At 62.9% G+C, this 15,727-nt stretch carries 5 protein-coding genes; all 5 read left to right on the forward strand.

The features are described from left to right. Positions 1-110 precede the first annotated feature (110 nt). The 5 genes from pglW to brxD are packed head-to-tail and all read left to right on the forward strand — an operon-like array spanning position 111 to position 15,727. Positions 111-4,364 carry a BREX system serine/threonine kinase PglW gene (gene pglW, locus AC1D0A_RS15340; RefSeq protein ID WP_476946203.1) on the forward strand — a complete coding sequence of 1,418 codons (4,254 nt, stop codon included), beginning with the start codon at positions 111-113 and terminating at the stop codon, positions 4,362-4,364. Beyond that, positions 4,361-7,900, forward strand: coding sequence for a BREX-2 system adenine-specific DNA-methyltransferase PglX (pglX, locus tag AC1D0A_RS15345; RefSeq protein WP_476946204.1), 3,540 nt, complete (start codon positions 4,361-4,363; stop codon positions 7,898-7,900). The genes pglW and pglX overlap by 4 nt, the downstream gene beginning before the upstream one ends. After that, positions 7,897-11,661 (forward strand): BREX-2 system ATPase PglY family protein, encoded by a 3,765-nt coding sequence (locus AC1D0A_RS15350; protein ID WP_476946205.1) that lies wholly within the window; start codon positions 7,897-7,899, stop codon positions 11,659-11,661. The genes pglX and AC1D0A_RS15350 overlap by 4 nt, the downstream gene beginning before the upstream one ends. After that, a complete protein-coding gene (gene pglZ, locus AC1D0A_RS15355; RefSeq protein ID WP_476946206.1) occupies positions 11,658-14,405 on the forward strand; it encodes a BREX-2 system phosphatase PglZ in 2,748 nt (915 codons plus the stop codon). The genes AC1D0A_RS15350 and pglZ overlap by 4 nt, the downstream gene beginning before the upstream one ends. Then, positions 14,402-15,727: a BREX system ATP-binding protein BrxD gene (gene brxD / locus AC1D0A_RS15360; RefSeq protein ID WP_476946207.1), complete on the forward strand. Its 1,326-nt coding sequence runs from the start codon at positions 14,402-14,404 to the stop codon at positions 15,725-15,727. Before pglZ ends, brxD begins: the two co-directional genes overlap by 4 nt.

Raw genomic sequence — 15,727 nt, forward strand, 5'->3', positions numbered from 1 at the left:
CACGCGAGTCAGCTTCAAGGATTGTCGCATCACCCAGTAGTATCGGAAGGCTAGAGTCTCAAGGCTGGCCGCGCTCACGCAGGTGCTGGACGGCGAATTTCACAGGGGGAATGTTGACTGAAGAACGCTGGGTTGAAGTCAGCCCTTCGCAGTTTCCCCATGAGATCGAGGGACTGCGCTATCTCAAGTCGAAGCTGCCCACAACCACGCCCTTCCGAGCTTGGACGAACTTCGAGTTCCTGGACAGCCAAGGGCGGTGGCATGAGGTTGACGCTTTGGTGCTTGCTCGCGGCCGCCTTCACCTGATCGAACTAAAGTATTACTCCGGCAGACTGTACGGTAACGACACCCAGTGGTTGCGTGACGGCCGACGGGCCGAGGAATCACCGCTCCTCCTGGCAAGGCGTAAGGCTCAGCGCTTCAAGTCCAAACTCAGCGACGAACTGCGGTCCTGGGCGCGCGAGAAGCAAGTCGATATCGCGGACGAGCGCAAAATCATTCCATACGTCCAGGAATCTGTGTTCCTGCACCACCCTGGTATGGTCAGCGAAATGAGCGGCACGGCTGCCTCGCACCTGTTCGGTCTCGACGAACGCGAAAACGAGTCGAATCTTCCCGGAATCAGCGACCTCCTTCTAGAGGAGCCCCGCGCTGACCGCGCCATCGGTAAAAACCAGGAAGTCATCCTCGCCGAGCTGATGGCTCGGATCGGCCTTGTCCAGCGACGCGAACGCACCGCGGGCTCATGGATCATCGAAGACGGCGCTCTGGACGAGGGCGATGGTTGGCAGGACTGGCGCGCCTACCACCAGGTGGTCAAGCAGGACACCGCTCGCATCCGCTTCCAGGTGGCAGACCCCGGGGCAGGCAATGCAGAGCGAGTCCGTGCGCGAAAGATCGCCGAACACGAATACCGGGTCATGAACCGGTTGTCCCACGACGGGCTGCTCAAACCCCGGGACATGGTCGAGTCCGACCTCGGTGTGGGGCTGGTCTATCCGTTCGATGAGTCCATGCAGAGGCTTGATCTGTGGATTGCTGAGCAGGGAAACGGCGTCAGCCTGGCGGACCAACTCAGCATCATCCGGCAGGTTGCCGAAGTTATCGACTACGCGCACCGCAACGCAGTTGTGCACCGCGGGCTCTCGCCAAAGGTTGTATGGGTTGCACGGTCCAGCGATCGCCTTCGCGTGCAAGTCAGTGACTGGCAAACAGCGGGAGCGGCCGCCGCTGTGGCGACCGGACTTTCAGGCGACGACGGCGTAACACGGCTTTTCGGTGCGGACCAGACATCCATCGCGTCCGCAGCGGGAGATGACGCCTGGCTGACTGAGGCGTTCCGTGCGCCCGAAGGACGGTGGAGTGCGGCTGCCACGGACCGGGTGGGGCTGGATGTCTTCGGGCTCGGCGCCCTGGCGTATTACGTCGTCACCATGGTTCGGCCGGCGGTTTCTTCACTGGCGCTCGCTGAGCGGCTGCGGGAGCAGGGGGGATTGGACATCGCCCCGGTTCTTCCCCAAGTCGGCGCGGCTCTGCGCAAAGCGGTACTGGACGCCACCCGCCCGGTCCCGCGTGAGCGGCTGCGCACGGTGCAGGAATTCCTCAATGCCTTGGACAGCAGTGCGCCTGGACCGAGGGACAGCGAGCCAGATACCGATCCGCTCGATGCGGTGCCAGGAACACTTCTGGGAGAGGGCCGGTTCACTGTCCTCCGCAGACTCGGCAAGGGATCAACAGCCCAGGGGCTGATGGTCAAGGACACCCGACCCGACGGCACTGAAACTGAACGGGTGCTTAAGGTCGCGGTCAATGACAAGGCTGCGGACCGGCTGACAGCCGAAGCCGAAGTTATCGGGCGGCTTCGAGGCCCCCGCCTCGCCACTCTCGTTGAAGGGCCGTTCAATCTCAACGGTCGGACAGTACTGCTGCTGGAGAGTGCCGGCTCCCAGACACTCGACGAACTGATCCGAGATCGTGGGGGGAGACTCTCCATTGACCTCTTGGAACGATTCGGCGCGGACCTGCTTGACGCTGTTGTTGCCTTGGATAAGGCCGGCATCGATCACCGCGATATCAAGCCCAGTAACCTCGGAGTTCGGGAAGACAGTCGCAAGGCGAAGCACCTTGTTCTTTTTGACTTCTCGCTTTCCCGGGCGCCCGCTGCCGCTCTCGACGCCGGCACACCGCCTTACCTTGACCCGTTTCTCGGGGGATTTCGTCCGCGCTTCGACTCGGCTGCCGAACGGTACGCCGCCGCCGTCGTGCTGTTCGAAATGGCAACCGGACACCGTCCCTACTACGGCGATCCGCTGGCAAACCCGGCAGCTGTTCCGGACGAAGCTACCGTTGAGCCCAAGTCCTTTGACCCATCGGTAGCGGCTTCACTTGCTGGTTTCTTCCGCCGCGCGCTTGCCCGCGATGCGAGCAAGCGTCACGACACAGCGGCGGAAATGCTCGCGGTGTGGCGGGGCGCTTTTACCCACGGCACGACGACAGCGCCGGAGGACGCAGACGAGCTCGCAGCCAAGGCAAAAGTCGAGACCGAGCTCGAGGCAGCTGGCTTATCCGCCCGGGCCTTGTCTGCTTTGGAACCTTTCGGTGTCCGCACGGTAGGGGACCTGGCGGCAGTGGACGCTGTGCGACTCAACAGACTGTCGGGGGTCGCGGAGCCCACGCGCAAGGAGGTCAAGAGCCGTGCCAAACAATGGCGAGACCGGTTCGGCGCAGGGGACCGTGGAACGGACATCGGCGCTTTGCCTCCGGTGGAGGACATCGCCAAGATCTTAACCGACAGCGTGTCTTCCACCCGGTCGCCCGGCCGTGGGCAGATGGTAGCGCTGATTCTGGGCGCTGAAGGGCAGACGGACGCGTTCGCCACACAAGCACAGCTTGCTGCTGCCCTGCCGACTGCAGTGACCTCCGGTCGAGCCAATCAGGTTCTCGAAGCGCTCCATAAAGCTTGGGCCGAAGATGTAGAGGCACTGGGGCTTCTCCGCAGCCTCGAAAGCATCGTGGATGAACGGCTGGATGCCCTCGGTAAAGTGGCCAGCATCAATGAGCTTGCTGAAGAGATTCTTCGATCCAGCACGGGCGGCCGCATCCGGGACGACATTGCCCGCCGCTCCGCCCTAGGACTTCTTCGCATCGTTGTTGATCGACGGCGCGCACAGCTCCGAGCCGAAGAAGAGCTCGGTGCCATGGAGCTGCGGCGTCGCGATGGACGGGCGCTCGCCATCGCACGGGAGCCCGGTCTCCTGGACATTGCCGAGGCACTGGGCAGGGATGCAGACGCGCTCCTGATCGGCGGCTCATTCGGCGAGGAGCTCATCCCCGCGGACCGTGCAAGGACAAGGCTGTTGCCCACCGTACAATCGCTCGCCGCGGATAATCCACGACTTCTCGACGGCACAAGACTGGTCCGGCTGGCGGCTGAAATGTCCAAGACTGCCGCTTTCACCGGTGCGGCCGAACTCTACCGGCGCGATCTTGATCAGGCGAAGGCCGTGGCGCTCACGTTCCAGGGAATTAGCACCGGGGAACGGCTCAGCGCCAAAGAAGTTCAGGACCGGGTCCATGCGCGATTCCCGGCGTTGCCGGGCCTGCCGCGCCGGCCGGCCCTCGATGAGCTGTTGGACCGGTCAGGCTTGGGCCTGAAATTCGATGAGGCGTCTCAGTGGTACTACAGTCCGACCGAAGGCGGCGACACAACGGGACTTCATTCGTACATGCCGACTGTGGTGGTGTCCCAGACTGACGACATCGATGGCGGCTCAGTGGCCCGGCGCCTCGAAGAAAGCTCGGCTCGACGCTCTTTCCTCACCCTCGGGTGTCCGGCGGATCGAATCGACAAGCTGGTCAACGTCCTCGAACACGAGTTCAACGCGCGGGTTCTTGATCTCACCGGCATTCTCATGGACGAGATGAAGCGTCTCGCCAACGAGCGCGAGGTTCCGCCGTGGGACGTCCTCCTGACAGCCGACGCTCAGCCGAGGGAGAGCCGCGCCGGGCAGGGGCTCGCCGCCGTGGTGAAACGGGCCCTGCCGGCCGTCGAGCTCGCCATTTCAGCGGCGATGACGCAAGAGGACGACGGCGGCACTCCGCGCCCGGTTCTGCTCACCGAAGCCGCTCCGCTGGCCAGGTACGGACATGCTCACGTTCTGCGGCGGCTGAGCGACTTGGCCGTGGCCAGAGGACAAGCAGTCTGGCTGGTGGTGCCGCAGCTGGCCGCCAATCAAGGCCCGCTGCTGGACAGCGTTCCCGTGCAGACTTCTCCGAATCAATTTGTCCGTTTCGATCACATTTGGGTCGACACGAAGGCAAGTACAATCCTCAAGACCGCGCCTGCTATTGGAGTTCCTGAATGACTGTTTCGTCTCAGCTGACCGCTGATCTGCGCAAGCTTGTCTTGCGGCTGGAAGACGATCTGCGCGAACGGTTGGTGCAGGACGATGAGAACTTGTCGCGCTGGAAGGCAGAGCACCAGGGGGCGTTGGATGCGCAGCGGACGTCGTCGGCATGGCAGGCGTGGCGGGACGACAAGATCACCCAGGCCGCGGTTGCGTGGATTCTGACGACGGTGTTCATCCGGTTCGCCGAGGATAACGCTCTGGTCCGACCGGTATGGATCTCCGGTCCTGGGGCTCGGCGGCAGGAGGCGCTGGACGCGCAGATCGTGTTCTTCCGCGCTCACCCGGAGCTCACCGACCGGGAATGGCTGCTCGAGCCTGTTCAGTATTTGAAGAAGCTGCCGGCCACCGCGGACCTTGTCGGGGAGCACTCGGCGTTGTGGCAGGTCCAGCCTTCTGGCCGCATGGCTACGGAGATCCTGGAGTTCTGGCGGAAGACTGACGACGCCGGCCGATCGTCGTATGACTTGGCTGACTCGGCGCTGTCGACTCGGTTCTTGGGCGATCTCTATCAGGACCTTTCGGACTATGCGAAGAAGACGTTTGCTCTCCTGCAGACCCCGGAGTTCGTTGAAGAATTCATCCTTGATCAGACCCTGATGCCGGCCCTGACTGAGCGTCCGCTTGACGGCTTCAAGCTGATCGACCCGACTTGTGGCTCGGGGCACTTCCTCCTTGGGGCGTTCGCGAGGCTGACCGATGCATGGGCAGTCCAGGCCCCGGGAATGGACGCGCGTGCCCGGGTTCAAAAGGCCTTGGACGCGGTCCATGGCGTCGATCTGAATCCTTTCGCGGTGGCCATCGCCCGGTTCAGACTCACCGTCGCCGCCCTTAGGGCCTGTAGCGAGACGTCCCTGGAACTGGCCCCAGCCTTTAACTTCCACTTAGCCGCGGGGGACTCGCTTCTACACGGGCAGGTCCAGCGTGAGTTCCAGTTTGAAGGATTTGACCCCGACGCGAAGCTCTCCGGGTTTTCCTACGTGACCGAGGATCTGGATGAGCTCAAGCGTATTCTCATGCCCGGCCAGTACGACGCTGTGATCGGAAACCCCCCGTACATCACGGTCAAGGACAAGGTGCTCAACGAGGCCTACCGCAAGCGCTACTCGACGTGCAAGGGAACCTACGCCTTGACAGTCCCCTTCATGGAGCGCTTTTTCGGCCTGGCCAAGCACGGCACACCCGAGCAGCCAGCGGGGTGGACGGGCCAGATCACTTCCAACTCGTTTATGAGGCGTGGGTTCGGCTCTAAGCTCATTGAGGACTTCCTTGCCCGCCAGGACCTGCGCCTAGTAGTAGACACTTCCGGCGCTTACATTCCCGGCCACGGCACGCCCACGGTCATTATTGTCGGCCGCCACCAGCGGCCCGCCCATGCGACGGTCCGTGCCGTGCTCGGCGTCCGCGGTGAACCCGGGCGCCCCGAGGACCCCGCCCACGGACTCGTCTGGAAGTCCATCACCGAAAACGTCGGCCGTCCCAGCCACGATGACCAATGGATTAGCGTCACTGACCTTCCCCGCGGCTCCCTCTCCACCCACCCCTGGAGTCTCACCGGCGGTGGTGCTATGGATCTGCGAGAAGCTATAGACAAGAATCCCCGCAGGCTCTCATCCTTGATTGACCCAGGAATCGGTAGAGCTGTTCGAATCGGTTCTGACGATGCCTTCATCCGTCCTCGCATCCAGTGCTATAACTACCAGGCGCGGCCAGCTGTTCGGCCTTTCCTAGCTGGCGAAGATGTGAGGGATTTCGTGGCGGCCCCTGCCGAACTAGTGCTGTACCCATACGAGGACGGAAAGGCGGCCGGCGAAGAGATTCAGCGCGACCTCTGGCCTTTCCGCGCATTGCTGCGAGCGAGGTCAACCTTTAGCGGGAACATGGAAGATGCTGGCCGGGCGTGGTGGGAATTTATGCAACACACGTCCTCTGCTTACACGACCCCTCTGTCAATTTCATTTTCAAACGTAGCCACCCACAATCACTTCGCTCTGGATCGCGGAGGCAACATCTTCGGTTCCCACGCACCCGTCATCAAGCTGCCGAAGGGCGCGACCGAGGACGACCATCTCGCCCTGCTCTCCGTTCTCAACTCTTCCACCGCTTGCTTCTGGCTAAAGCAGAACAGCCACGATAAGGGAAATGGCGGCATCGGTGGTGGCATCGCCAGCGCGGAGTGGGAACGCTTCTACGAGTTGACGGGCAGCACATTGCAGGACTTCCCCCTGCCGGCGATACTGCCAGTAGAGCTGGCCAAGCGCCTCGACCAGCTCGGACGACTTCAATCAGTCCAAGCACCGGAATCCGTAGTTAAGCTCGCGGTCCCATCCGGTGAGCTTATGGCGGAAGCCCGGAAACAATCCGAGTCAATGCAGCGACAGATGATCGCCCTGCAGGAGGAGCTGGACTGGGAAACCTTCCGCCGTTACGGACTCATCGAAGAAGATCTGACCTACGCCGGGGACGATCTTCCTGAGGTGTCCCTTGGTGAGCGGGCCTTCGAAATCGTGCTGGCGCGCAAGCTCGCGGCCGGCGACCTGGATACGGCGTGGTTTGCTCGGCATGGCTCCACATCAATCACGGAGATCCCGCCGCATTGGCCGGCGGCATACCGGGAGTTGGTACAGCGACGGTTAGACCTCATCGAGTCGAACCCATCTATTCGCCTGCTGGAACGGCCTGAGTACAAGCGGCGGTGGGCAAGGGAGCCTTGGGAGAAGCAGCAGGAACGAGCCCTGCGCCGCTGGTTGTCGGACCGCCTTGAGGACCGGTCGCTGTGGTTCGACCGGCAGGGCCGCCCAGTGGCCCGCAGCGTGAGCCAACTCGCGGATATGGTCTCCCGGGACGACGATTTCCTCTCCGTGCTGTCGCTGTGGGACGGCAGTCGGGATGTCGACGTGGTCAAGACACTCATCCGGCTGGTGACGGACGAGGCGGTCCCCTACCTTGCCGCGCAGCGTTTGAAAGACTCTGGACTACGGAAGCGCGAGACCTGGGAGCAGACCTGGGACCTGCAGCGAAAGGAAGACTCGGGCCAAGACGTTGGAGTTATTCCTGCTCCCCCAAGATATGTGCCGGCGGATTTTCGGAAATCCTCGTGGTGGCAAGCCCGAGGGAAGCTAGACCTGCCGAAGGAACGGTTCATCCTTTACCCGGGCGCAGGACGTTCCACCGACCAGACGCTCTTACTGGGCTGGGCCGGCTGGAACCATGTGGAGCAGTCCTTGGCGCTGGCCGCCATCATGGATCAGCTGGTGGCAGACGGCGCACCAGACGAACAACTTATTCCGCTCGTGGCGGGCATGGGCGAAATACTCCCGTGGGTGAAACAGTGGCACGCCGACATCGACCCCGCGTACGGCGTGAGCATGGCCGACTTCTGCGCCCAGCAGTTTGAAGAACGGGCGGCCCAAATCGATCGGTCCCATGACCAGCTCAAAGCTTGGCGCCCCCCGACGCCCGCCCGCGGCCGTAGAACTAAGGTGACACAATGAACTTCGCGAACGACAAGAACGAGAGCCGGAAAGGGGAAGGCGCAATGCCCGAGTTGTTGCGGGATGTTTTTGAGATTCCAGACCGTGCCGGAAGCGAAGACTACGTCCTTCGGCTGACAGACAGCGTTTCCGGCGAAGGTGTCAAACATGCTGTCGAAGACTACGTGGTCACCCCCGCAATTGCTGATGCCTTCGACGCCGCGCTCGGACTCGTGTCCAACGCACTCAGCACGGGATTCAACCGGGGCGCGTTCCTCGCCGGGTCCTTTGGTTCCGGTAAATCGCACTTCATGGCGGTCCTCCACGCACTCCTCCAGCACAATCCCGATGCACGCTCGCTCCCTGAACTGCAATCCGTCGTCGCACGTCATGATCCAACGCTGGAAAACAAGAAGATTCTGCCGCTGGCATTCCACTTTCTTGACGCGGACTCGATGGAGCAGGAGCTCTTCGACAGTTACATCAAACAGATCAAGGTACTCCACCCGGAGGCACCCCTCCCTGCCTTCTTCCCTTCTGACGCTCTCTTGCGCGATGCAGAGGGACTGAGAGAGCGGCTGGGAGATGACGCGTTCTTTGCTGGCCTTGGCTCCGAGGCCGGCGACGACGAGTGGGCAGGACTCCTAGGGTCCAGCTCGTGGGACCGTGCCCGCTATGACGGAGCCCGGGCAGCGGCACCTCAGAGCGCGGAGCGCCAGGAACTGGTGAGCGCGCTCGTGGACAGTTACTTCAAGTCCTACGCGCGCCATGCCGAGTACGTGGATCTGGACACCGGACTTGAGGCGATGTCCAACCACGCCAAGTCTCTCGGCTACGACGCCGTCGTCCTGTTCCTCGACGAACTGGTTCTCTGGCTCGCGTTCGCCATGCAGACCCCTGAGTTCTTCCGCCGCGAATCGCAGAAACTGACCAAGCTCGTCGAAGGTGAATACGAAAGGCTTGCGGCACCGCTCATTTCCATCGTTGCCCGCCAAATGGACCTCCGCCGCTGGTTTGCGGACTCAGGTGCCAGCGGCAGCGAACAGGAAGCGCTAGACAGAGCTTTCCGTCACCAAGAAGGACGATTCCTGCCAATCGTCCTGGGCGACGACAACCTGCCGTATGTGGCCAGCGCACGGCTTCTCAAACCGAAGAACGATGCGGCACGCCACGCTATCGAAGACGCCTTTTCCGGGCTCGACCGGGCTCCTGCAGTCTGGGATGTACTCCTTGACGGGGTCAACGCGTCTGATCAGCACCGCGGATCGGACGAGGCCGCCTTCCGGATGACCTACCCGTTCTCGCCAGCGCTGGTCTCCACACTGCGCTCCCTGTCCAGCGTCATGCAAAGGGACCGGACCGCGTTGAAGGTCATGCAGCAGATGCTCGTCGACCGCCGCGATGCGCTGACGATTGATGACGTCATTCCAGTGGGTGACGCCTTTGACTACATCGTCCAGGGCAAAGGTGACGCTGTCCTCGACCCGCAGGCTGCCGCCCTGTTCCGGTCGGCGACGCAGCTCTACCAAGAGAAGCTCCGTCCCCTCATCATGCGGGTTCATGGCTTGGCGCAGACGGATCTGGATCAACCCGACCGAGTCACCAGCGGCTATCTCGCCGACGACCGGCTGGCCAAGACACTACTGCTTTCCGCTGTTGCGCCCAAGGTCCCGGCGCTGAAGGGACTTACCGCCGCACGCCTGGCATCACTCAACCACGGTTCCATCGTCTCCCCATTGCGCGGAGGTGAGGCAGGAGTTGTGCTGTCCAAGGTTCGCGACTGGGCACGCCACGTTCCTGAAATTCACGTGGATGCGGATCCCCGCAATCCCGTCATTCGGGTTCAGCTCTCAGACGTCGACTACGAATCCATCGTGGAGCGGGCCAAGGGAGAAGACAACGCGGGCAGGCAGCGCGAGCTGCTTCGTGCCTTGATCACGGAGAGCCTGGGAATTGATCTCGGTTCACCGGATATCAGCGGCGCACATCGTCACGGCGTCATCTGGCGGGGCTCCAAGCGCGAGATTGAAATCGTCTTTGGCAATGTCCGGGATGCCGGGGATATCACGGAGGACCGTCTCCAGGCCGGTGCAGGCGCTTGGCGCTTCGTCATCGACCACCCGTTCGATGAATCCGGGCACTCGTTGGCGGAGGACATCCAGCGCATCGATTCGCTCCGGTCCCGAAACTTCACCTCGCGGACGGTGCTGTGGTTGCCACGCTTCCTCTCCGGAGACCGTATGAAGGATTTGCGCCGGCTGGTCATCCTTGACTGGCTATTGGGTGGCAGCGGTGACCGGTGGGCTAGCCATGCGGACCACTTGGGAGAAGTGGACCGGGCCCAGGCCCGCAATATTCTGGAAGCGCAGCATAGCTCGCTGCGAGACAGCCTGCTTCGAGTCATCCAGCAGGCCTACGGTGCAGCATCTGCGGAGCCAGGGGCATTGCTCGACGACGGCGGTACAGGCCAGGTTCTGTGGTCCCTTGACCCGGGGTTCGATCCTGCCCCACCGGTGGGCGCGAGCTTGGCGTCCGCTTTTCAACAGCTCGTAGCGAAGGCTTTCGATGCCACGTATCCGGGGCACCCGAAGTTCGAGCCGGCCGACGCCGAAGTCCGCCAACCTGAGCTGAAGGCCGTCGTTGCGCATCTCGAACGCGCCGCAGGCGACCCTGAGCACCGCGTCCAGCTAGAAGGCGATGCGCGAAGCATCCGGCGCGTGGCCAACGCGCTCCGCGTCGGCGAAGCCACGGAGACCCACTTCCTGTTCGGCGACGACCGCTTCGGCGACTGGGGCCCGACGCTGGTACGCGGTCTGTCCCGCAACGGCGTGGATGAAGACGGCGCGGTAACTGTGGCGCAGCTCCGCGCGGTCATCGATGCCGTGGAACCATCCCAGGGATTGCGACCGGAAGTTGCTGACCTGGTGATTCTGGGGTGGGGGCTGCTGCGCCAGCGTGCCTGGTTCAGCTTCGGTGCACCACAGTCCGGACTGCCGGTGCCTGGCACACTGCAGCCGGGGATGGAGCTGCGACCTCAGCCGATGCCGACAGCTGAGGAGTGGAACAAGGCGCGGAAGCGTGCCGCCACGATCTTTGGTGTTGCCGACCGTCCATACCTGACGCCGTCGGCGGTTGCTGCGCTGTCCGGCGACGTTCAGGAGCGCGCTAAAGCCTTGTACGAGCCCTCACAGACTCTGGTCTCGGGCCTCGAAGGCGCCTATTCTCGGCTCGAGATCTCAGACGGATTCCGCCTCGAGATGGCGCGCCGCACATCTGTACTGGTCGGCGTGCTGCGAGACCAAAGCGGCGTCGTCCTTATCAGGCATCTGGCTGGCCTCGAGCTGCCAGGCCAAGACGAAGAGGCAGCCAAATCCCTGTCGTCCGCAAGTCTTGTGGCCCAAAGGCTCCGAGACTTCCAATGGGAGCGACTCGGGCCACTGAAGCAGGGCAGCGCGGGTGAGGACGAGCGGTCAACTCGTGCTCGCCGTATCTTAGACGACCTTCGGGGGTCTTTGCGGGCGAACGAACAGGCGGACCGGGCTACTGCGGCTCTTGAGAAGGCTGACAGAGACGGTTTTGCTTGGGTTGCAGGAGCAGTGAAACCACCAGGTCCAAGCGGCGGCGCAGGCGGCTCGAACGGAGGAAGGGACGGCCGAGGTGGCCACTGGCAGAAGACAGTTCTCGAGCCTGGCGATGCTTTGAGCTTGTTGGAAGTTCAACTACAGGAGATACTCTCGTCCGGAGTCAAGTCCGTTGAGGTTCAGTGGAGAGTGATCGAATGATTGGGCAGGCGACTGCGGCTGTTTCCGTCACCCCGGCCGCAATTCAAGCGATGGTCGCTAAGGCCCGTGGCACTGACGGTAGGCGCACGGGCGGCGTCATTGGTATCCGTGCCGTCCCTGACCCGGCAGGCGCCGCGACGCTCGCCGACAAAGGGCAACGAATCGACGTCGTGCCCTGCCTCTCCTCGCTGGCAATTCGGGATGCACTGCATCAGCAACGCGACGCCGAGTGGCTGGTGATTCTCACCGACCGGACGGAGTCCGATCTCGGCCCGGGTATCCTTTCGCACCTCGTCTGGCAGCAGCTGCGAAACCCCGACCCTTGGGACGCCGTACGGCAGAGGTTCTCAGCGACTTCATTGGACCGAGCACTGCTTCGTGAAGGGCATCGTGCGGAGATCGCATATGGGCTTCTTAGGACGGCGCCCGAGGACGGATGGCCCCCGGCGCCTGCTGGCGTACTGTCCCGCGACCACGCACTCGGCTCAGTGGCTAGTAAGCAGCTCGGCCTGCCGCTCCACGGGATCGATGCTTTTGCGGTGCTCTCCTGGACGTCCGGCTTTGGGGCGGCTGCAACGATCGGCGATCTTCGTCGTGACGCGGGCGATGCCTTGGCCGATGCGGTCCTCCGCTGGCTCGCTGCACGGCTCGGTGACGGCGAACGCCCAATGTTGCATCTTCTGACTAGCGGACAGCCAGAACAAGTGCTGCCGCTCGGCGTCGTCCTCCATTTGTTGACGTCTGCTAAGGCAGGCGGATCGGGCGAAAAACGAACGCAGGCAGAACTCGCTGTGGCGCGACTGGAGCACCGGTGGGCCGGCGAATCCATCACCGGCGCGGAACTCCAGGCTTTCGGTGCCATGTGCATCGGCGTGGTTAAGGACATGCTGGCGCGCCCGGAGAGTTGGCGCGCAGGTCAGGCGGCACTTGCGGCCGCCGACCGCGTCTTGAAGGACGTCAATGCCCAGCCACTCGCAAACGACTCTTACCTGCTGCCGTCCTCCCTGAACCAGGCATACCAAGATCTGAGCCGCGCCCTCGGCGGGACTATCCAGTCGGTGGAAGCTGCCTGGGATCTCGTCACGAAACACCCGCTGAGCGCCGTTGGACTCGAGGACGCTCAGGACTCCAGACGGCAGCCGTTCCAGGCCGCGGTGCGGCTTGAGCGATGGCTGGCCGAGGATTCTGCCGACGGCAATGATCTGGCCTCATTGGCCCGACGGCAAAGCCATACCGACGCTTGGGTTGATGCTGCTATCAACACAGCTGCGCAGGGCATCGACGAACCCGAGCTGGCGCGCTCTATCGAATCAACGGTTGTCAGAGCTCAGCAGCGGAGGACCCTACATGACCGGGAATTCGCGCAAAAGCTGGCCATCGCCACGTCTGCTGCGAGCCTCATCGAGGGAGTCTCCGGGCGTGAGCCCGTCTGGCTGATCGAAGATATCCTGCCCAAGGTGGTCGCCAAGCTCGCGAGACAAAGTCCAACCTTGCTGCTTGTCCTCGACGGCATGAGCGCAGGCGTCGCGACGCAGGTGATGGCCAGCGTCTTAGCTCGTCCGGACGGATGGGCCGAGATAGTTGCCAAGGGAACCAGCAGGCGAGCCTGCGGACTGGCAGTGCTGCCGACAATTACCGAGCACAGCCGCACGTCTCTCTTGACGGGCAGATTGCTCTCGGGCGGACAGTCCGAGGAACGGACTGGGTTTGCCGCCGTCGCCAAGTCAGCCGGCCTGAAGGGCTCGGTGCTCTTTCACAAGAAGCCGCTCGATTCCTCGCGTCCCGGGCACCTGCTCGCTGCCGATGTGGCATCGGCCATAGCTGACACAGAGGGGCTTCCCCTCGTGGGATCCGTGTTGAACACCATCGATGACGCTCTCGATCGCAGCGATCCCGCCGGTACGTCCTGGACAGACGACGCGGTACGTCACCTACGACCCCTCCTGTCGGCCGCCCTTGCAGCCGGCCGAACGGTGGTGCTGACCGCCGACCACGGGCACATCGTCGAGCGGCGCGCAGGTACCCAGCGGAGCTATGACGAGATCTCCAGCGCACGGTCCCGCGCAGCAATAGGAACTCCTGGTGTAGACGAAATCGCCGTGAGCGGGCCACGAGTTCTGGACCACGGAGGAAAAGCTATCCTGGCGGTCGACGAGGGTCTCCGATATGGGCCGCTCAAGGCCGGATACCACGGGGGAGGATCGCCGGCTGAAGCCGTCGTGCCCCTCGCCGTCGTCGTCCCGGACGGAGTGGTGCCCGAAGGGTGGGAGCTGGCGCCACCCCAGGAACCGCTGTGGTGGTCACTTTCCTCGGGTACCACCCAGGCGCAGCCCGCGCCACCTCCGCCAAAAAGCAAGAAGGCCCGCGACGAAGGCCCGGATCTCTTTTCGGAGCTTGAAGGTTCCGAAAACGTACCTACCGTCGGAAAGAAGCCCGCCAATTTGGGGGCTCGCGTCGTGGCCACCGCCGGCTATAAGTCACAACGAAAAATTGCGGGACGCGTGACGCTCCTCGATGGTCAGATCGAAGCCTTCGTCGACGCCGCGGTTACGACGGCAGGTTCACGGTTGCCTCTCCATGCTGCCGCTATCGCGATCGGCGTGCCGATTCAGCGCATCAGCGGCGCTGTTGCACAGTTGCAGAAGCTACTCAATGTGGAAGGCTACCCAGTTCTGCGGCTTGACGGGAATTCACTTGTCCTCGACGAACCACTGCTCCGCGAGCAATTTGAGGTCGGGACGTGACGGCCGACGTTTCGCCACGTCGCCGCAGGGAGGTAATTGACGCGCTTCGCCGCGGTACCGTTCCTGCCAACGGCTTGGACCTGCTGGCCGTAGGCCTGGACCGATTCCACGTCGCGTTGAGCGACGAGCTCAGCTCTGTGGCATCCGGAGGCGCCACCGTCAAGGCAGTGCGCGGCGAATATGGCACGGGCAAGACGTTTTTCGCCCGATACCTGTCCGAGCTGGCGTTGAAGAACGGCTTCGCCACCGCCGAAGTGCAGATCTCGGAAACGGAGACGCCACTTCACAAGCTCGAAACTGTCTATCGACGGATTACAGAATCGCTTCGGACTGCATCGGTCGCCCCGAGTGCATTCCGTTCCGTCCTGGATGCCTGGTTGTTCACACTGGAAGATGACGCTTTGGCTGCGGAGCCCGGTCTCGCTGATGCCGGAGCAGGTGCGCTCGAAGCTGCGACGGCCAGGCTTTTGGACGATCGGTTGGCCTCAGTGAGTGCCAAGACGCCTGCTTTCGCGCAGGCGTTGCGCGGTTACCGCTCTGCCGTCGCCGCCGGTGATGCCCCCGCCGCCGATGGGCTTGCAGCGTGGCTTGGCGGCCAGCCGCACGTCTCGGCAGCAGCAAAGCGCATCGCGGGAGTCCGCGGTGACCTCGATCATTTTGGTGCACTTGGGTTCCTTCAGGGCTTGCTGCTTGTCCTGAGAGATGCGGGGCATCCTGGTCTGCTGGTCGTTCTGGACGAGGTCGAGACGCTGCAGCGTGTCCGGGGTGACGTCCGGGATAAGGCGTTGAATGCCCTGCGCCAGCTCATGGATGAAGTGGATTCTGGGAGGTTTCCCGGCTTGTACCTTGTCATGACCGGCACGCCCGCGTTCTTCGACGGTCCCTCCGGCGTGCCGCGATTGCCCCCGCTGGCGCAGCGATTAGCCACGGACTTTGCTACGGACGGTCGCTTCGACAATCCTCGTGCGGTCCAGATCAGGCTGGCCGGCTTCAACCATGATTCCTTGGTTGAGCTGGGCAAACGCGTGCGAAATCTGTACTCGGCGGGAAGTTCCTCTGGCGACCGCATCGGGGCTCTGGTGGACGACGCATACCTCAAGGATCTGGCTTCTGCGGTGGCTGGGGGCCTCGGGGGAAGGGTGGGCATTGCGCCCCGGCTTTTCCTAAAGAAGCTGGTGGGTGACGTATTGGACCGCGTCGACCAGTTTGCTGACTTCGATCCGCGCCAGCACTACTCACTTACATTGTCCCGCGAGGACATGAGTGAAGTAGAACAGAACGCGAGCAAGCTCTCAGCCGGTGACATCGAGCTGGAAATCTAG

The organism is Arthrobacter sp. P1_D4 (genome assembly GCF_056406115.1).

Bases quoted from the DNA above. Each gene is read 5' to 3' on its own strand.
- pglW (WP_476946203.1), top strand. From the start codon at position 111: ATGTTGACTGAAGAACGCTGGGTTGAAGTCAGCCCTTCGCAGTTTCCC.
- pglX (WP_476946204.1), top strand. From the start codon at position 4,361: ATGACTGTTTCGTCTCAGCTGACCGCTGATCTGCGCAAGCTTGTCTTG.
- AC1D0A_RS15350 (WP_476946205.1), top strand. From the start codon at position 7,897: ATGAACTTCGCGAACGACAAGAACGAGAGCCGGAAAGGGGAAGGCGCA.
- pglZ (WP_476946206.1), top strand. From the start codon at position 11,658: ATGATTGGGCAGGCGACTGCGGCTGTTTCCGTCACCCCGGCCGCAATT.